Below are 18,122 nucleotides of genomic sequence, written 5' to 3' on the forward strand. Positions count from 1 at the left end.
GTCCGGCGCGTTTGCACACCTGACCGTTTTACCCTCAGACCACGAGGCTGATCATGACCCGCGAAGAATTCCTGCGCTTGGCCGCTGAAGGCTACAACCGCATTCCGCTTGCCTACGAAACGCTGGCCGACTTCGACACGCCGCTGTCGATCTATTTGAAGCTTGCCGATGAGCCGAACTCCTACCTGCTGGAGTCGGTGCAGGGCGGGGAGAAGTGGGGGCGCTACTCGATCATTGGCCTGCCGTGCCGCACCGTGATGCGCGTGCATGAGCACAAGATCAGCGTGACCCACGACGGCGTCGAAGTCGAAAGCCTGGAGGCCGAAGATCCGCTGGCCTTCGTCGAAACCTTCAAGGCCCGCTACAACGTACCGACCATCCCGGGCCTGCCGCGCTTCAACGGTGGCCTGGTCGGTTACTTCGGCTACGATTGCGTGCGCTACGTGGAACCGCGTCTTGGCAAATGTCCAAATCCCGATCCCCTGGGCGTGCCGGACATTCTGCTGATGGTCTCCGATGCGGTCGTCGTGTTCGACAACCTGGCGGGTAAGATGCACGCCATCGTATTGGTCGATCCCACGCAGGCAGAGGCCTACGAAAGTGGACTGGCACGTCTTGAAGTTCTGATGGAAAGGCTGCGTCAGCCGATCACTCCACGTCGTGGTCTGGATCTGACACGCCCGCAAGCCGCCGACCCGATCTTCCGCTCGAGCTTCACCCAAGCCGACTACGAAAAAGCCGTCGACACCATCAAGGAGTACATCCTGGCGGGCGACTGCATGCAGGTCGTGCCATCGCAGCGTATGTCCATCGACTTCAAAGCCGCACCCATCGATCTGTATCGCGCGCTGCGCTGCTTCAACCCGACGCCATACATGTACTTCTTCAACTTCGGCGACTTCCACGTCGTCGGCAGTTCGCCGGAAGTGCTGGTGCGGGTCGAAGACAACCTGATTACCGTGCGCCCGATTGCCGGTACTCGCCCTCGTGGCGCGACTGAAGAAGCGGATCACGCGTTGGAAGTTGACCTGCTGTCCGATGACAAGGAAATCGCCGAGCACTTGATGCTCATCGATCTGGGGCGCAATGACACCGGTCGTGTCTCGGAAATCGGTTCGGTGAAGCTGACCGAGAAGATGGTGATCGAGCGCTACTCCAATGTGATGCACATCGTCTCCAATGTCACCGGCCATTTGAAAAGCGGGCTGACGGCGATGGACGCGCTGCGGGCGATCCTGCCGGCGGGCACCTTGTCTGGCGCACCGAAGATTCGCGCAATGGAGATCATCGACGAACTCGAGCCGGTCAAGCGCGGCGTGTACGGCGGCGCGGTGGGTTATCTGGCGTGGAACGGCAACATGGACACCGCGATTGCCATCCGCACCGCGGTGATCAAGAACGGCGAGCTGCACGTCCAGGCGGGCGGCGGTATCGTGGCCGATTCGGTGCCAGCGCTGGAGTGGGAAGAAACCCTGAACAAACGCCGTGCCATGTTCCGCGCGGTGGCGTTGGCGGAGCAGACGCCAGAGACGTGATGGGAAAAATCCGCTGAACGTTACACCTGTGGGAAGCTTGCTCACGAAAGCGCGTGTTCAGGCGCTACATCTGCTGTGGATGTACTGGCCTTTTCGTGAGCAAGCTCACTCCCACAGATTAATCCTGGCCTGCCGCTGGATTTCAGCGGCAGGCCATTTCATCGCAAGAATTTGCGTTAAAAATCCAGACTGACCGCCAAATTCACCCCTTGCTGTGTCACGTCATCATTCTTGCGCCAGTTGTAACCGGCTTGCAGCGTCAGGTCAAGCGCAAGCTTCTGACTCACGCCAACACTTGCCCGATTCAAACTGCGTTGCGGCTCATAACCCTGCAGATTGAAATCCACCCCCGGCACGCTGTTCAGGGCAATGGTCACGTCCTGCTGGTCGGTCTCGAACTCCCGCTCATGCGCCACTTCACCAAACAGTTGCGTCTGAGGCGTGATCTCGAATTTGCCCTGCAAACCTGCGCCCAGTCGTTTCGACTTGCGGGTCTGGTCGTCATAGGTCAGCGCGGTGGCGCGAGTGCTGTTTTCTGAATAGCCATCGACTTCTACGCGAGAATAGTCGGCGCTGAAAAAAGGCGAGAGGTGCCAGCGGCTGCTCGGTTGGGCGAGATCGAAACCCAGCCGACCGCTGAGTGCCCACAGATTGCCGTCGGTGTCTCCTTTCTCTGCGCCTTCGCTGATGCCCAGAGCGAATTTGCGCTTGAGGTTGTCGTAATCGAGTTTTCCACCCGATGCAGCCAGATCGGCCCACCAGTGAGTCGCCTGAAACTGCACGAAAGCAGTGGCGATATAGCTGTTGAGTTTGTAGTCCGAATCTCTCGGCCCAGCTTCCAGCGTCTGCCGATAAGCCCCGGCGACCAGACCTGCACGCCAGTCGTCGGCAAACCGGTAGCTGCCGCCGACCGTCAGGTTATAGCCATGACCGTTGCCGCTGGCGGAATTGCCTTGCGTATCGAAATCCATTTTCTGACCGCCGCCAGCGATGATTGCGCGCCAGTCTCCGGCGTTTTGCCAGTTGCCCCAATCGGCCAGCCACTGACGGCGCAATTCATCTTGTTGCGCACGCAGGGTGCCGTTGGCCATTTCCGGGAGCAGGGTGATTTCCCAGGGCGCGGAGAGAATCGAATAGCCGTAGTCGGCGATCAGGCGCTGACCGGCGACGGTGGGGTGTACACCATCGTTGAACAGCAACTTGGTCGGGTCGGGCGTGCTGCCGCTGATCCCATAGACACTATTGGCTCTGCAACTGTTACCGCTGAAGCAAGTACCTACCAGATTCTGGTCGGCAGCCAGACCGAAGCGGGCCGGATCATCGAGAACCTCGCGAACCAGGCCAGGCACGTTAAGCGGTATGACCTCGGCATTTATCTGCCCCAGCCGATCGACCAGTTGCTGGTTGAAAACGCCACTGAGCAACGTGGATGGGGTTTGTAGAGGAGTACCGAAGACTGCGGGCGTCTGGCCTATATCGGGGAGCAGCCAGACCATGATGTAACGCGCTCCGGCCTGCGACAGCGCCTGCGCGCCGTCGGCGAGGTTATTGGCGGCACTCACCGCTTGTTCCACGCTCAATACCCGGCCCTGCAGGAAGTCGTTGCCTCCCCCGGTCAGGTAGTACAGCGCGTTCGGGTCGGCGCGGAAGTTGTTTTCCACAAGATAGCCCGGCCGTGTACGGAAGACTGTCGTCACCCCGGTTGAAGTATCCGTATTGGCTACTTGCGATTGTGTGGTGATAGCCGCGAGGATCTGATCCGTCCGATCCCCGCCCACCGCCCAGTTGTTGCCATCGGCCAGGCCCTGCGCAGCGCGCACCGGTGAAGTCGAGGCCTGCAGGTCGCCGGGAGCGACGCCGAGCATGCCTGCGAGTAAAGTTGATGAGTTCAAACCATAGACTTCGCCGCTGCCGTTCAGATAGGTCGGGCCGGTGCGGTTGGTGAAGCGCAGCGTTGCACCGGCAGGTCCTCCTGTGTCGGGAAACTGACCCGCGTCGGCGAGGCTGTCACCGAAAACGATCATGGTCGAGTAAGGAGAGGACGCCGCTACAGCTGAGGAGCAGGCAAGTGACAGCAGGCAGGCAGCGAATGGCCTACGCAGAATGGCTTTAAGCATTTGAGAGATCCCTTCTTGTTTTGTATTGCCGTAGCAGAAGGTAGCAGCCTGGATACAAGTCGCCATGTCTCGCGTCACTTGGATACATCATTCTGTACTGGCCTTGCGGGGTAGATCTGCACCTTGTAACCCACCAATTGCCGCCAAATGACGTTCGAGCACTGCCAGCCGGCCACTACGATATTGCGCCACATGCGGCGGTACGCTACTGTGCGGCAACGTATGAACGAGACCTTTCCTGTGTCGATTGTCAGCAGCTTCTTGATGCGCGTTATCAAGGCTCACGCCCGTTGGCGTTGGCGCGCCTGACTATTTCCCTGCCGGCCATGCCGGACCTGTATTGATATGCCCTCTCAAGCCTCGGTTTAGCGCCGTCTCGCCGGACTCCCTCCTGCGATCAATTCGCGCAACCGTGAGCATTAAAACCGAAGGCCACCTTAGAAGCGTTAATTCAAAAGGTTAAGCACAAAATGCTGCTGATGATCGATAACTACGACTCCTTTACCTATAACGTCGTGCAGTACCTGGGCGAACTGGGCGCCGACGTTAAGGTGATCCGCAACGACGAAATGACCGTCGCCGAGATCGAGGCCCTGAACCCTGAGCGCATCGTGGTTTCCCCTGGCCCATGCACGCCGAACGAAGCCGGCGTGTCCCTCGACGTGATCAAGCACTTCGCTGGCAAGTTGCCGGTGCTCGGTGTCTGCCTGGGCCATCAGTCCATCGGCCAGGCGTTCGGTGGCGATGTGGTGCGCGCCCGCCAAGTGATGCACGGCAAAACCAGCGACCTGATCCATGAAGATAAAGGCGTGTTCGAGGGGCTGAAGCATCCGTTGACCGTTACCCGCTATCACTCGCTGGTGGTCAAGCGTGAAACGCTGCCCGAATGTCTGGAAGTGACCGCGTGGACCCAGCTTGAAGACGGCTCGGTCGATGAAATCATGGGTTTGCGTCACAAGACGTTGAACGTCGAGGGCGTGCAATTTCATCCCGAGTCGATTCTCTCCGAGCAGGGCCACGAGCTGTTCGCCAACTTCCTCAAGCAGACCGGCGGCACTCGTCAGGGTTAAGGGCACTTCTATATGGCAATGGATATCAAGACGGCGCTGGGCCGGGTTGTGAACCAACTGGACCTGAGCACCGACGAAATGCGCGACGTCATGCGCGAAATCATGACCGGTCAATGCACCCAGGCGCAGATCGGCGCGTTCCTGATGGGCATGCGCATGAAAAGCGAGACGATCGACGAAATCGTCGGCGCGGTGTCGGTCATGCGTGAGCTGGCCGATCAGGTCGAGCTCAAGACCCTGGATAAGGTAGTCGACATCGTCGGTACTGGCGGTGACGGTGCGAATATCTTCAACGTCTCCACCGCCGCCTCGTTGGTCATTGCCGCGGCGGGCTGCACGGTGGCCAAGCACGGCAACCGCGCGGTCTCGGGCAAAAGCGGCAGTGCCGATCTGCTGGAAGCAGCGGGTGTGTATCTGAACCTCACGCCGGTACAGGTGGCGCGCTGCATCGACAGCGTGGGCATCGGCTTCATGTTCGCCCAGACCCATCATCAAGCGATGAAACACGCGGCAGGCCCGCGCAAGGATCTGGGCCTGCGGACCCTGTTTAACATGCTCGGCCCATTGACCAACCCGGCAGGCGTCAAGCATCAGGTGGTCGGCGTGTTCAATCAGGCTTTGTGCCGTCCACTGGCGCAGGTTCTGCTGCGCCTGGGCAGCAAGCATGTGCTGGTGGTTCACTCCCAGGACGGTCTGGACGAGTTCAGTCTGGCCGCGCCGACCTTCGTCGCTGAACTGAAAAACGGCGAAGTTACCGAATACTGGGTCCAGCCGGAAGACTTGGGCATGAAGAGCCAGAGCCTGTTCGGTCTGGTAGTCGATAGTCCACAACAGTCGCTCGAATTGATTCGCGACGCCCTGGGCCGACGCAAGACCGAAAACGGTCAGAAAGCTGCGGAAATGATTGTGCTCAACGCCGGTGCTGCGCTTTATGCTGCAGACCATGCTTCTTCGCTGAAAGAAGGCGTGGAGTTGGCCCACGATGCGCTGCACACTGGCCTTGCTCGCGAGAAGCTGGAAGAGTTGGGCGCCTTTACTGCGGTATTCAGACAGGAGAATGAAGGATGAGTGTGCCGACGGTACTGGAAAAAATCCTGGCCCGTAAGGCCGAAGAGGTCGCAGCGCGACGTGCCAGCGTCAGCTTGTCCGAGCTGGAAACCCTGGTCGCGACCGCTGATGCGCCGCGTGGTTTTGCCAGGGCGTTGATCGAGCAGGCCAAGCGTAAACAACCGGCCGTCATCGCTGAGATCAAGAAGGCGTCGCCGAGCAAGGGCGTTATTCGCGAGAACTTCCAGCCTGCCGAGATCGCCAGGAGCTACGAAGCCGGCGGCGCGACGTGTCTGTCGGTGCTGACCGACATCGATTTCTTTCAGGGCGCCGACGCTTATCTGAAAGAAGCCCGTGGCGCCTGCAAATTGCCGGTGATTCGCAAGGACTTCATGATCGACCCTTATCAGGTCGTCGAGGCCCGCGCGCTCGGCGCCGATTGCATCCTGCTGATCGTGTCTGCGCTGGATGACGTGAAGATGGCTGAGCTGGCAGCGGTCGCAAGGGCCAACCGGCTGGACGTGCTGGTCGAAGTGCACGACGGCGATGAGCTTGAGCGGGCACTGAAGACCCTCGACACCCCGTTGGTCGGCATTAACAACCGCAATCTGCACACCTTCGACGTAAGCTTGGAAACCACGCTGGACCTTTTGCCTCGGATTCCGCGTGACCGTCTGGTGATTACCGAAAGCGGCATTCTCAACCGTGCCGATGTCGAGCTGATGGAAATCAGCGACGTGTATTCTTTCCTGGTCGGCGAAGCATTCATGCGCGCCGAGAAGCCGGGCGTGGAATTGCAGCGGCTGTTCTTCCCCGAGAAGGGCCCGGCGGCGATCAAATCCAGCACGCTGGATTGATTGATCGCTGTAGCAGTCCGACTTGCCGGCACAGATTTCATGATCGACGCTGCCGGTAAGCCGGGCTGCTACAGGTGAGTTTCCACGAGGAATGCGCATGACCACACCGGTAATCGACATCTGCGTTGAAGCCGGCCTCAAAGCCGAGCAGGATCTGTTGGCCTCGGTCTGCGCCGGGGATGCCGATTACGGGTTGCTGTTCTGGCGACCCAACGATCATGCGCTGGTCATGCCGCGCCGCCTCAGTCGCCTCCCAGGTTTCTCCAAGGCCAGTGAGACCCTGGCCGACATGGGCTGGCCAGTGTTGTTGCGTGAAAGTGGCGGCGAACCGGTTCCGCAATCGCCCGCCACCGTCAACGTCGCGCTGGTCTACGTTCAGCCCAAATCCGATCTGGACCGGGACCGCATCGAAAAAGCCTATATGCGTTTGTGTCAGCCCATGCTCGATGTGTTGAGCGAGCTGGGCGGCGCCGCTTCATTGGGTGAAGTCGAAGGGGCATTCTGTGACGGGCGTTTCAACGTCAATCTCGACGGCCGCAAGGTGGTCGGCACCGCGCAGCGCTGGCGCCAGAGTCAGGGCGGACAGCGACCGGTGGTCTTGGCCCATGGTGCGATGCTGCTGGATAACGAGCGGGTCGACATGGTCAATGCCGTTAACCGCTTCAATGAGATGTGCGAGGTCAAGCAACGTTGTCGCGCCGAGAGCCACATCGCGCTGCACGAACTGTTCGTCGCAACGGATTTCATCGAACGCTTGGGCGGGCGCTACGCTGACCTGTTCGCCCGGCTGTAGTCTTCTTCAGCGGGTGCCGAATACCACCATGGTCTTGCCGCGCACGTGGACCAGCTTCTGTTCTTCCAGCGATTTGAGTACTCGCCCGACCATTTCCCGCGAGCAACCCACGATCCGGCCGATTTCCTGACGGGTGATCTTGATCTGCATGCCGTCGGGGTGGGTCATGGCGTCCGGCTGCTTGCACAGGTCCAGCAGGCTACGCGCTACCCGACCGGTCACATCGAGAAATGCCAGGTCGCCGACCTTGCGCGTGGTATTGCGCAGGCGTTCGGCCATCTGACCGCCGATTGCATACATCAGCTCAGGATCGTGCTGACTCAGCTCGCGGAATTTGGCGTAGCTGATCTCGGCCACTTCGCATTCGGTCTTGGCGCGCACCCAGGCACTGCGCTGTGGGCCGGTGCTCGCCTGCTGGAACAGCCCCAGTTCGCCAAAGAAGTCACCGCTGTTGAGGTAGGCCACGATCATCTCGCGGCCGTCGGTGCCCTCGATCAGGATCGTGACCGAACCCTTGATGATCAGGTACAGCGACTCGGATTGCTCGCCCGCGCAAATGATGTTGCTCTTGGCGGCGCAGCGTTTTCTTTGCGCATAGGGAAGAAGCTTGTCGACGAGTTTCACTTTGTTCGGTGGGGTCATGGCAACCATGGGTGTATCCCGTAAAAAACTGCGCCCTGCGGCATTCCTATAGGTATCGGCAGTATTTCCGATTTGTCACAGTTAGGCAGCGGCAATTCGCCATTTTTTCAGAAAATTCCTACATTTCTGTCGCTTCTCGACCTTTTCGGTCCACTCAGCGACATCCCGACCCTGTGCTAAGCTGGCCGCCTTTTTTCAAGCAGTGGAGTCCTGAGGATGAAAGCGCGTATTCAGTGGGCGGGTGAAGCCATGTTCCTCGGCGAGTCGGGCAGCGGTCACGTCGTCGTGATGGACGGCCCGCCCGAGAGCGGTGGTCGAAACCTGGGTGTGCGCCCGATGGAGATGGTGCTGATCGGCCTGGGGGGCTGCAGCAACTTCGATGTGGTCAGCATTCTGAAGAAAGCACGTCAGCCGATCGAAAGCTGCGAAGCCTTTCTAGAAGCTGAACGCGCCACTGAGGATCCCAAGGTGTTCACCAGGATTCACCTGCATTTCGTGGTCAAGGGCCGTGGGTTGAAAGAGACTCAGGTCAAACGCGCCATTGAGCTATCGGCTGAAAAATACTGCTCGGCGTCGATCATGCTGGGTAACGCTGGCGTCGAAATCACCCACGACTACGAAATCATCGAGCTGGGTTGATAAACAGCGATCGATAAACAAAAAAGGCGCCATCAAGGCGCCTTTTCAATGTCTGTAACAGGGTTGCATTGTGGAGTGAGCTTGCTCACGAAGACGGATTTACAGCTCAGAATGATGTCGCAGCTGTACCTGGCGCTTCGTGAGCAAGCTCACTCCCCCAGGTTACCAACTGCCTGACTCGGCATCAGATCCGATACGTACTCTTGGTCATCACCTTCGCCAGCACGCTCATGCCAAATTTCACCGGCGCCGGGAAGCGGAAGCCGCCTGCCTGAATGGCACCTTCGGCGTGCTGCTCCTCGTCGGTCCGCATCTGTTCCAGAATGGCCCGGGACTTCTCGTCCTCGACAGGCAGTTGCTCCAGATGCTCGTTCAGGTGTTTGCAGACCTGATCTTCGGTGGCGGCGACGAAGCCCAGGCTCACCTTGTCGCTGATCAGCCCGGCCACCGCGCCAATGCCGAAAGACATGCCATAGAACAGCGGATTGAGCACGCTGGTATGGCTGCCGAGCTGACGAATGCGTTGTTCGCACCACACCAAATGGTCAATTTCTTCCTCGGCGGCATGCTCCATGGCCTTGCGGACATGAGGCAGCTTGGCGGTCAGGGCTTGCCCCTGATACAGCGCCTGGGCACAGACCTCGCCGGTATGGTTGATGCGCATGAGGCCTGCGACGTGCTTGGTGTCGGTCTCGCTCATCCTGGTTTCGGGTTGAACGATGGCAGGCGAGGGGCGGTGCGAGTGCGCGCTGGCGGGCAGCAGCGTTTTCATCGCGGCATCGGCTTGCAGAAGGAAACGATCGATAGGGGAATAGTGACGTTCGGTAGCCATGAGCACCTCCGGATAAATCCACGGCGGCCAGTCTACCTCAATCAATGTGACGGGGCTTGTCTTGCGTCAGCCCGCCGAAGCCCGTGACAGGCACTCGGCGGGTGTAAAGTCGCTGGAAAGGCGACTCAGCCCGGCGGCCAGGTCATCTGACGGTTGCCCAGCACGTGCATGTGTATGTGATAGACGGTTTGCCCGCCTTTCTCATTGGTATTCATCACTACACGAAAGCCTTCCTCGCAGCCCAGCTCTTTGGCCAGACGCTGAGCGGTGAACAGAATATGACCCAGCAGGCCTTTGTCTTCTTCCGTCACATCGTTGAGGGTACGGATCTGCTTTTTTGGAATGACCAGAAAATGGACCGGCGCCTGAGGGGCGATATCGTGAAAGGCCAGCACTTGATCGTCTTCATAGATGATCTTCGCCGGAATTTCGCGATTGATGATCTTGGTGAACAGAGTCTCCACAGCCTTGTTGCTCCGTTTTCGAGGGTGGTAGGCGCAGTGTACTGAGCGTGTCGAGCCACGCCCAGCCGTTTGTTGCCAGGCAGCGTATCAGGCTGAAGTGCGTGTTTTGAGCATCGAAGCCCAGATTTTGCGCGTCATCCAGCGCCCGGCGACGCGCGGCAAATGGGACAGCAAGCGGTTACGCCAGCCTGGGATGATCACCGCGCGGTTTCGGTCGAGCGCGCGCACGGTGTACAACGCGATCTCTTCGGCGGTCATGGTCTTGTCGTCGGTGAATTTATCGGCATTGAGTTGCGCGGTGCGGAAGAACGACGTGCGCGTGGGCCCGGGGCAGAGCACCGAAATCTTCACGCCGGTCTTTTTCAGCTCTTCTCGCAATCCTTCGGAAAAATGCAGCACAAACGCCTTGCTCGCCGCATAGGTGCTCATCCACGGGCCCGGCTGGAAGCCCATGATCGAGGCGACATTGAGGATTTGCCCGCCACCCTGAACGGCCATCAGGTTGCCAACGGTATGGCACAAACGGGTCAGCGCCAGGACATTGAGGTCCAGCAAGTCCTGTTCCTGTGCCCATTCCTGGGCCAGAAACGGCCCGCTGTTGCCGATACCGGCGCAGTTCACCAGCATGTCGATCTGCCGCTCGCCTTCTTCCAGCTCCAGCAGAAATCCCGACAGCCGCAGAGGCTCACCCAGATCACAGGCCCGGAACAGTACCTCGACGCCGAAACGTTGGGTAAATTCGATCGCGATACTTTCCAGCATGTCCCGATGACGGGAAACCAGAATCAGATTGCGACCACGGCGGGCCAGGGCTTCGGCCATGGCCAGGCCAATGCCGCTGGATGCGCCTGTGACCAGGGCGTAACGGGTCATGCAATTCTCCAATGAGCGTGTTGCAAGTGTCGAGACAGCTTCCCTGCTGTCAGGCAGTTATTGATCTTCGTCGTTGTCGCCTGCATCGGGCGGATCTACAGGGTCTACAGGAACGGCCGGTTGCGCGGCATCGCCAGAATCGTCGTCATAGGGCAGGGTCTGTTCATAATCGCCGGTCGTGGCCTGAACCTCTTCTTTGACCTTCTGCAGTCCGCCCATCAGCGCACCCACAAATATCAAGGCAAGGAAGACCACCCACAGCGCCGCAAGGATCTTCACGGATCGGGTATTTTTTGGCGGCGGCGCTCCGTAGCGGTTAGGGCCGGCATTGCCAGGAACGACCATCATCAGCAGCGGAAAGAAGCCGCCGACCACCGGCACCAGATTCAGCAGCAGTAGCCAGGCCGACCAACCTGCGTCGTGCAGACGCTGCGCGCCCATTTGAATGCTGACTACGATGAACGCTACTAGCAGCACAGTACCAAGCAGGCCTCCGGCAATCAGCGACATGCTCAATACCCCGAAACACAGCGCCGCGAGCAACATTCCCACGAAGCTCAGCACCATGGTCCAGGCCAGATAACGCAGCCGACCGATACGCCCCTGAAGGGTGAACACCTTGAGTTCACCCTCGGCTGGCCAGTCATTGGCCACCGAGGCCCGGGGAGGAGCGTAAGGCGAGGCGGCTTGTTCGAATGCCGGTCTGGCCGGCGCAGGTTCCTCGACTTCTTCCAGAGTCCAGGCGACCGGCTGTTCTGGCTCGATACTCGCTTCGACTCCCGCGTCGTTCAGCGCCTTCAAGTACCGCTGCGCATCGTCGCGGGTCAGCCCGCGTTTGACGGTCATGGGCTTGCCGGTGAACAAGCGGTCTATCCCGGACACATCACTCTTGAACAACTGCGCGAGATTCAGGCGCGCAGTTTCCAGATCCACGCCCGTTCGCAGCTGTCCTTCGAAAACGATCTTGAAGTGCTCGGCCATGCTTGGCTTCCTTGTCTTGGGGTAAATGCGTCTCTTGCGACTGAGATCAGAACGGTTTGACTACGACCAAAATGACGATTGCCAGCAGGATCAATACAGGGATTTCGTTGAACCAGCGATAAAACACATGGCTACGACCGTTTTCGCCACGGGCGAAGCGTTTCACCTGCGCGCCGCACATATGGTGATAGCCGATCAGTATGACCACCAGGGTCAACTTGGCGTGCAGCCAGCCCTGCTGGAGGTAGCCGGGGATGAGCGTAATCAGCCAGATGCCAAACACCAGTGTGGCGATCATCGCGGGCCCCATGATTGCGCGATAAAGCTTACGCTCCATGGTGCAGAATCGCTCGCGGCTCGCTGCGTCTTCGCTCAGAGAGTGGTAAACGAATAGGCGAGGGAGGTAGAACAGGCCGGCGAACCAGCAGACCATCGAGATGATGTGCAGCGCTTTTATCCACAGCATTTTGACTTTCTCAGGATCACGGTGGCGCAAATAGTAGTAGCTTGTGGGGCCGTACGTCACGTACACGGTTGTCCCACAGGCGCTGGACTCATATTATCAGCGGCTTTCCAGTGGTTTCGTTGAGGGGCAGGTTATGGTCAAGGTCGGTATCGTCGGTGGCACGGGTTACACCGGCGTCGAGTTGCTGCGTCTTCTGGCACAGCATCCAAAAGCTGAAGTGGTCGCCATCACTTCACGCTCCGAGGCAGGTTTGCCAGTGGCCGACATGTATCCGAACCTGCGCGGCCACTATGACGGTCTGGCGTTTAGCGTACCGGACGTGAAAGTGTTGGGGGCCTGCGACGTGGTATTTTTCGCCACACCACACGGCGTCGCCCATGCCTTGGCTGGCGAGCTGCTGGCGGCGGGCACCAAGGTTATCGATTTGTCTGCCGATTTCCGTCTGCAAGACCCGGTCGAGTGGGCCAAATGGTACAACCAACCGCACGGCGCGCCGGAGCTGCTGGACGAAGCGGTTTACGGCCTGCCGGAAGTCAATCGCGAGAAGATCAAAGCTGCGCGGCTGATTGCGGTGCCGGGTTGCTACCCGACAGCCACTCAGCTGGGTTTGCTGCCACTGCTGGAAGCCGGGCTGGCCGATCCGACGCGTCTGATCGCTGACTGCAAGTCTGGCATCAGCGGCGCGGGTCGTGGGGCAAGCGTCAGCTCGCTGTATTCTGAAACCAGCGAAAGCTTCAAGGCGTATGCTGTGAAAGGCCACCGTCATTTGCCCGAAATCAGCCAAGGCCTGCGTCGCGCAGCAGGCGGCGATATTGGTCTGACGTTCGTCCCGCACCTGGTACCGATGATCCGCGGCATACATGCGACGTTGTATTCCACGGTGGTCGACAAGTCGGTGGACCTGCAGGCGCTGTTCGAAAAGCGTTACGCCACCGAGCCGTTCGTTGATGTGATGCCAGCGGGCAGCCACCCCGAAACCCGCAGCGTGCGCGGCGCCAACGTCTGCCGCATCGCAGTTCACCGTCCACAGGGCGGCGACCTGGTGGTGGTACTGTCTGTCATCGACAACCTCGTAAAAGGTGCATCGGGCCAGGCGGTTCAGAACATGAACATCATGTTCGAACTGGACGAGCGTCTGGGCCTGTCACACGCTGCTCTCTTGCCCTAACCTGAGAGCAGCTTCGAGTGGTGAGCTGCAGGCCTCAAGCTAAAAACTCGATGGCGCGCATTACACTTGCCGCTCGCCGCTCGTGGCTGCTGTCAGAGTAGTTGACCAATTTTCTAGGAGAAGCGGATAATGCGCGTCATTACGCATTATGACGGCTTACCGCCGGGAGATATTGAGCATGAGCGTTGAATCCTTCACTCCTACTGCTCTGGAATTCACGCCAGGTGCAGCGCACAAAGTGAAAACCCTGGTTGACGAAGAGGGCAATGATCGCCTGAAGCTGCGCGTGTTCGTCACGGGCGGCGGCTGTTCCGGTTTCCAGTACGGCTTCACGTTCGATGAAGACGTTGCCGACGATGACACCATCGTCGAGCGCGAGGGTGTGAGCCTGGTCGTCGATCCAATGAGTTTCCAGTATCTGGCAGGCGCAGAGGTCGATTATCAGGAGGGTCTGGAAGGCTCTCGTTTCGTGATCAAGAACCCGAATGCCGCGACTACATGCGGTTGCGGTTCTTCGTTTTCGATCTGATTCCTTCGTTGTAAACGAAAACGCCGCGCATATGCGCGGCGTTTTGCATTCCGGCTGCTATCACGCGGGATAGATCGCACCCAGAACGCGCAACCCCGCCGCGCCAGTGACGCTTGGGCGGTTGGCCGGAACGCTCTCCAGCGCGCAATGCGCGAGCCACGCGAAAGCCATCGCCTCGACCCAGTCAGGATCGACGCCGAATTCCGCGGTGCTGGACACCTTGGTATTGGGCAGCAATGCAGCCAGGCGCGCCATCAACGCCTTGTTGTGAGCGCCGCCGCCGCAGACCAGCAGTTCCTTGGTCTGTGCTTGAGCCGATTGCAGCGACTCAGTGATACTCAGTGCGGTCACCTCAAGCAGCGTCGCTTGCACGTCTTCCGGCTTCAACGTTGGCAGCTGGAACATATGGTGATGCACCCAGCCGAGGTTGAACACTTCACGACCGGTACTCTTCGGACCCTTGGTCTGGAAGAACTGGTCGCTGAGCATCGACTTGAGCAGGTCCGGGTTTACCGTACCGCTTTCACCCCACGCCCCATCCTTGTCGTAACTCAGGCCGCGTTGGGCTTGAATCCACGCATCCAGCAGCACGTTGCCAGGGCCGGAGTCGAAGCCGGAAACCGGTTTGTCGATCTCAATCAGGCTGAGATTGCTGAAACCGCCGATGTTGAGGACTGCACGGTAGTCCTTGTTGTCGTCGAACAGCGCTTCATGGAACGCCGGCACCAATGGAGCGCCTTGGCCGCCTGCAGCAATATCACGCTTGCGGAAGTCGCTGACCACGGTAATCCCGGTCAACTCGGCGAGCAGGGCAGGGTTGCCGATCTGCACGGTGAAACCGCGGGCGGGCTCATGACGAATTGTCTGACCGTGGCTGCCGATCGCGCGAATCTCACCTGCCAGGATCTTCTGCTGATCCAGAAGAGCAAGCACGCCCTGAGCGGCAAGACGCACCCATTTCTGCTCGGCGATCCCGGCGCGAGCCAGCTCGTCCGGGCCACTGGCGCACAGGCCCAGCAGCTCGGCGCGCAAATCATCGGGCATGGGAATGTAGTGGGTGCCGAGCAGACGCGGCCGGTCATCCTGTTCTACGAGTGCGAAGTCGAGCCCATCAAGGCTGCTTCCGGACATTACACCTACATATAAAGTCATAGATCAGCGCTTACTCGAGGCCAGCATGGTGGCCTTTTCCTGGTCCATACGGGCCATCAAAGGTTGGCTCTCCTGCATGAACCGCTGTTTTTCGGACTTGGCGATCGGGTCTGCCATCGGCAGCTTTTGACCCAGCGGGTCAACGTGAACGCCATTTACCTGGAACTCGTAATGTACATGCGGACCTGTCGAAAGGCCGGTTGTTCCAATATAGCCGATGACTTGGCCCTGCTTGACGTTGGAACCGTTCTGAATGCCTTTGGCAAAACCTTGCATGTGGCCGTACAGCGTGCGATAGGTTTCGCCGTGCTGGATGATCACGGTATTGCCATAGCCACCGCGACGACCGGCCAGGATCACCTTGCCGTCGCCAGTCGCCTTGATAGGCGTGCCGCGAGGTGCGGCATAGTCGATACCTTTATGGGCGCGGATCTTGTTCAGGATCGGGTGTTTGCGGCCCATCGAGAACAGCGAGCTGATGCGGGCGTATTCCACCGGGGTGCGAATGAACGCTTTGCGCATGCTGTTGCCGTCGGCGGTGTAGTAGTTGGTGTTGCCTTGTTTGTTGGTGTAACGCACGGCGGTGTACGTCTTGCCACGGTTGGTGAAGCGGGCGGACAGAATGTTGCCGGTGCCGACAGTCTTGCCGTTGACCACCTTCTGCTCGTAAACCACGTCGAATTCGTCACCCTTGCGGATGTCCTGAGCGAAATCCACGTCGTAGCCGAAGATATTGGCCATGTCCATGGTCATGCTGTGGCTCAGGCCAGCGCGCTGTGCCGATTGCGACAGGGAGTTGCTGATGATCCCGTGGACGTAAGCAGTGCGTACGTTCGGTTTGTTCACGTCGCGGGTGAAGGTATAGCCCTTGTCGGTTCGGGAGAGGCTGATGCTTTCCATGTCGGTGAGCTTGCTGTGCAGCTGTTTGAGCTTGCCCTCGGAGGACAGCTCGAATTGAAGGATCTGACCGTTTTTCAGGTGGCTGAATTGCTTGGCCTGCTTGTCGCTGGCAATCACTTCATGAACGGCGGCCGGAGGCAGGCCAACTTTCTCGAATAGAGTTGAGAGGGTGTCGCCTTTGGAGACCACGACTTCTCTATGGGTCGGGCTCGCTGCAGCGCTGGCGACTTCCTTTTTAGGTGCAGCCTTTTGTGGGGCGGCCTCAGGTTCGGTCTTGGCGGTCCCTTCCGGGTCGTCGGCGCTGTTGTCGATCTGTGCAAATGGGGAATCTGTAGAGGATTCTGTGGCCTGAGACTGTTCTTGAGCGTCTTCCTGTTGCTGGAGTTGATCGACCGGCGTTTCCAGTTCGAGGCTCAAGTTGGTTTTTTTGGCTTCGACATCACTGGATGGAAAAACCAGAAGGGCCAGGCTCAAAAGGGCTGCGATACCGCTGGCAGCGAGCAGGTGGCTCTTCGGATAAAGCGGAGGCGCTTTAGGCGGAGTGTCGTTCATAGGTAATTTTGACTTTGAAAAAAGATGAAATGGAAAAGATGAATGACATGATGAAGATGAAATAACTGTATAAAATATAACCAAATCCTGCCTGAGGCAAGCTTGCGTTCGGATCGTTCCCTGATTCGTCGACCTTCTGTTGCCAGAACTTGTATTTGGGCGGCGATCTTGTATGGTTGTTTCCCTTTGAAATAAGGCATTGCGGGGCTGAAATGAAGTCGGTTGAAGAGCAGCTAGCGCTGATCAAACGTGGCGCGGATGAACTCCTGGTCGAGTCCGAACTGGTCGCGAAGCTTAAGCGTGGTCAGCCATTGCGTATCAAGGCCGGTTTCGACCCTACGGCCCCTGACCTGCATCTGGGTCATACGGTGCTTATTAATAAGCTGCGTCAATTCCAGGAATTGGGCCATCAGGTCATCTTCCTGATCGGCGACTTCACCGGCATGATCGGTGATCCGAGCGGCAAAAGCGCCACTCGTCCCCCTCTGACCCGCGAGCAGGTCCTCGACTACGCCGAGACCTACAAGGCTCAGGTATTCAAGATTCTTGATCCGGCCAAGACCGAGGTGGCATTCAACTCCACCTGGATGGATCAGTTGAGTCCTGCAGACTTTATTCGCCTGTCCTCCCAGTACACTGTGGCGCGGATGCTCGAGCGCGACGACTTCGACAAGCGCTACAAGTCGAATCAGTCCATTGCCATCCATGAGTTTCTCTACCCATTGGTGCAGGGCTACGATTCGGTTGCGCTGCGTGCCGACGTCGAGCTCGGCGGTACCGATCAGAAATTCAACCTGCTGATGGGGCGCGAGCTGCAGCGTGCTTACGGTCAGGAGGCACAGTGCGTGCTGACCATGCCGTTGCTCGAAGGTCTGGACGGTGTGAAGAAGATGTCCAAGTCGCTGGGTAACTATGTAGGTATCCAGGAAGCGCCGGGCATCATGTACAGCAAGCTGGTCTCCATCCCTGATGCGCTGATGTGGCGCTATTTCGAGTTGCTGAGCTTCCGCTCCATGGAAGAGATCGACGGCTTCAAGGCTGATTGCGAGGCGGGTGCGAATCCGCGGGATATCAAGATCAAGCTGGCTGAAGAAATCGTTGCGCGTTTCCATGGCGGAGAGGCCGCCGCGACGGCGCACCGTTCTGCGGGTAATCGTATGAAGGACGGGGAGCTGCCAGAGGATCTGCCGGATATCTTCGTGTCGGGTGCCGAGGACATACCAATCGCTGCTGTCCTTAACAAAGCAGGCTTGGTCAAGAATTCGGCAGTCGCGCGGGACTTGCTGGCCTCTGGCGGTGTGCGTATAGATGGTGAGGTCGTTGATCGCGGTTTCATCTTTAAAGTGGGCGCGACTCATGTTTGCCAGGCGGGCAAGAAGGCTTTCGGGCGTGTCACACTGAACTTTGAATAAAGTTCAAATAAGTGCTTGACGCCCCTCTGAATCTCTCTATAATTCGCCCCACTTCCGGCGCAGACGAAACGGAAAACTCCTTGATAATCAAAG

18 protein-coding genes are annotated in these 18,122 nt (G+C 58.7%); 9 read left to right on the top strand and 9 right to left on the bottom strand.

Going from position 1 to position 18,122, the window contains the following annotated elements; all coding sequences use genetic code 11:
- Positions 1 to 53 precede the first annotated feature (53 nt).
- Complete coding sequence (trpE, locus tag CE491_RS28315; RefSeq protein ID WP_110951623.1) at positions 54 to 1,535, top strand: anthranilate synthase component I; 1,482 nt, start codon at positions 54 to 56, stop codon at positions 1,533 to 1,535.
- Between the two features lie 176 nt (positions 1,536 to 1,711).
- Here trpE and estP read toward each other — a convergent pair whose 3' ends face one another.
- The gene (estP, locus tag CE491_RS28320) at positions 1,712 to 3,652 is read right to left on the bottom strand and encodes an esterase EstP (RefSeq protein WP_110951624.1); all 1,941 of its coding nucleotides are present in this window, start codon (positions 3,650 to 3,652) and stop codon (positions 1,712 to 1,714) included.
- Between the two features lie 470 nt (positions 3,653 to 4,122).
- Here estP and CE491_RS28325 point away from each other — a divergent pair, with 470 nt between their 5' ends.
- The 4 genes from CE491_RS28325 to CE491_RS28340 all read left to right on the top strand — a co-directional run bounded on the left by CE491_RS28325 (position 4,123) and on the right by CE491_RS28340 (position 7,419).
- Positions 4,123 to 4,722, top strand: coding sequence for an aminodeoxychorismate/anthranilate synthase component II (locus tag CE491_RS28325; RefSeq protein WP_110951625.1), 600 nt, complete (start codon positions 4,123 to 4,125; stop codon positions 4,720 to 4,722).
- A gap of 18 nt (positions 4,723 to 4,740) precedes the next feature.
- Positions 4,741 to 5,790, top strand: coding sequence for an anthranilate phosphoribosyltransferase (gene trpD, locus CE491_RS28330; protein WP_110951944.1), 1,050 nt, complete (start codon positions 4,741 to 4,743; stop codon positions 5,788 to 5,790).
- The gene (gene trpC / locus CE491_RS28335; protein ID WP_110951626.1) at positions 5,787 to 6,626 is read left to right on the top strand and encodes an indole-3-glycerol phosphate synthase TrpC; all 840 of its coding nucleotides are present in this window, start codon (positions 5,787 to 5,789) and stop codon (positions 6,624 to 6,626) included. Before trpD ends, trpC begins: the two co-directional genes overlap by 4 nt.
- A 97-nt stretch (positions 6,627 to 6,723) precedes the next feature.
- On the top strand, positions 6,724 to 7,419 hold the full coding sequence (locus CE491_RS28340; RefSeq protein WP_110951627.1) for a lipoate--protein ligase family protein: 696 nt from the start codon (positions 6,724 to 6,726) through the stop codon (positions 7,417 to 7,419).
- A 6-nt stretch (positions 7,420 to 7,425) separates the two neighbouring features.
- Here the strand turns inward: CE491_RS28340 and crp are convergent, their stop codons facing one another.
- Complete coding sequence (crp, locus tag CE491_RS28345) at positions 7,426 to 8,070, bottom strand: cAMP-activated global transcriptional regulator CRP (protein ID WP_110951628.1); 645 nt, start codon at positions 8,068 to 8,070, stop codon at positions 7,426 to 7,428.
- Between the two features lie 207 nt (positions 8,071 to 8,277).
- Between crp and CE491_RS28350 the strand changes: the two genes are divergently transcribed.
- Complete coding sequence (locus CE491_RS28350; protein WP_110951629.1) at positions 8,278 to 8,700, top strand: OsmC family protein; 423 nt, start codon at positions 8,278 to 8,280, stop codon at positions 8,698 to 8,700.
- Between the two features lie 184 nt (positions 8,701 to 8,884).
- Here CE491_RS28350 and coq7 read toward each other — a convergent pair whose 3' ends face one another.
- From coq7 to hemJ, 5 genes are all read right to left on the bottom strand, one after another.
- Complete coding sequence (gene coq7 / locus CE491_RS28355; RefSeq protein WP_110951630.1) at positions 8,885 to 9,532, bottom strand: 2-polyprenyl-3-methyl-6-methoxy-1,4-benzoquinone monooxygenase; 648 nt, start codon at positions 9,530 to 9,532, stop codon at positions 8,885 to 8,887.
- 125 nt (positions 9,533 to 9,657) lie between these two features.
- Positions 9,658 to 9,996 (bottom strand): histidine triad nucleotide-binding protein, encoded by a 339-nt coding sequence (locus CE491_RS28360; RefSeq protein WP_110951631.1) that lies wholly within the window; start codon positions 9,994 to 9,996, stop codon positions 9,658 to 9,660.
- 87 nt (positions 9,997 to 10,083) lie between these two features.
- Positions 10,084 to 10,869 (bottom strand): SDR family NAD(P)-dependent oxidoreductase, encoded by a 786-nt coding sequence (locus CE491_RS28365; protein WP_110951632.1) that lies wholly within the window; start codon positions 10,867 to 10,869, stop codon positions 10,084 to 10,086.
- A 57-nt stretch (positions 10,870 to 10,926) separates the two neighbouring features.
- The gene (locus CE491_RS28370; RefSeq protein ID WP_110951633.1) at positions 10,927 to 11,850 is read right to left on the bottom strand and encodes a DUF805 domain-containing protein; all 924 of its coding nucleotides are present in this window, start codon (positions 11,848 to 11,850) and stop codon (positions 10,927 to 10,929) included.
- A 46-nt stretch (positions 11,851 to 11,896) separates the two neighbouring features.
- Positions 11,897 to 12,316, bottom strand: coding sequence for a protoporphyrinogen oxidase HemJ (gene hemJ / locus CE491_RS28375; RefSeq protein ID WP_110951634.1), 420 nt, complete (start codon positions 12,314 to 12,316; stop codon positions 11,897 to 11,899).
- A 133-nt stretch (positions 12,317 to 12,449) separates the two neighbouring features.
- Between hemJ and argC the strand changes: the two genes are divergently transcribed.
- Positions 12,450 to 13,484: an N-acetyl-gamma-glutamyl-phosphate reductase gene (argC, locus tag CE491_RS28380; protein WP_110951635.1), complete on the top strand. Its 1,035-nt coding sequence runs from the start codon at positions 12,450 to 12,452 to the stop codon at positions 13,482 to 13,484.
- Between the two features lie 178 nt (positions 13,485 to 13,662).
- Positions 13,663 to 14,013, top strand: a complete 351-nt coding sequence (gene erpA, locus CE491_RS28385) for an iron-sulfur cluster insertion protein ErpA (protein WP_110951636.1) — start codon at positions 13,663 to 13,665, stop codon at positions 14,011 to 14,013.
- A gap of 60 nt (positions 14,014 to 14,073) precedes the next feature.
- On the opposite strand, the gene CE491_RS28390 is transcribed toward erpA, so the two are convergent.
- Both CE491_RS28390 and CE491_RS28395 read right to left on the bottom strand, forming a co-directional pair.
- Positions 14,074 to 15,165: an anhydro-N-acetylmuramic acid kinase gene (locus tag CE491_RS28390; RefSeq protein WP_110951637.1), complete on the bottom strand. Its 1,092-nt coding sequence runs from the start codon at positions 15,163 to 15,165 to the stop codon at positions 14,074 to 14,076.
- 3 nt (positions 15,166 to 15,168) lie between these two features.
- Entirely contained in the window at positions 15,169 to 16,617 is a 1,449-nt protein-coding gene (locus CE491_RS28395; RefSeq protein WP_110951638.1) for a peptidoglycan DD-metalloendopeptidase family protein, read from the bottom strand.
- A 212-nt stretch (positions 16,618 to 16,829) separates the two neighbouring features.
- Between CE491_RS28395 and tyrS the strand changes: the two genes are divergently transcribed.
- Positions 16,830 to 18,029: a tyrosine--tRNA ligase gene (gene tyrS, locus CE491_RS28405; RefSeq protein WP_110951640.1), complete on the top strand. Its 1,200-nt coding sequence runs from the start codon at positions 16,830 to 16,832 to the stop codon at positions 18,027 to 18,029.
- The last annotated feature ends 93 nt before the right edge of the window (positions 18,030 to 18,122 follow it).

Origin of the sequence: Pseudomonas bohemica, from assembly GCF_002934685.1 — a bacterium.
Lineage (GTDB): Bacteria > Pseudomonadota > Gammaproteobacteria > Pseudomonadales > Pseudomonadaceae > Aquipseudomonas > Aquipseudomonas bohemica.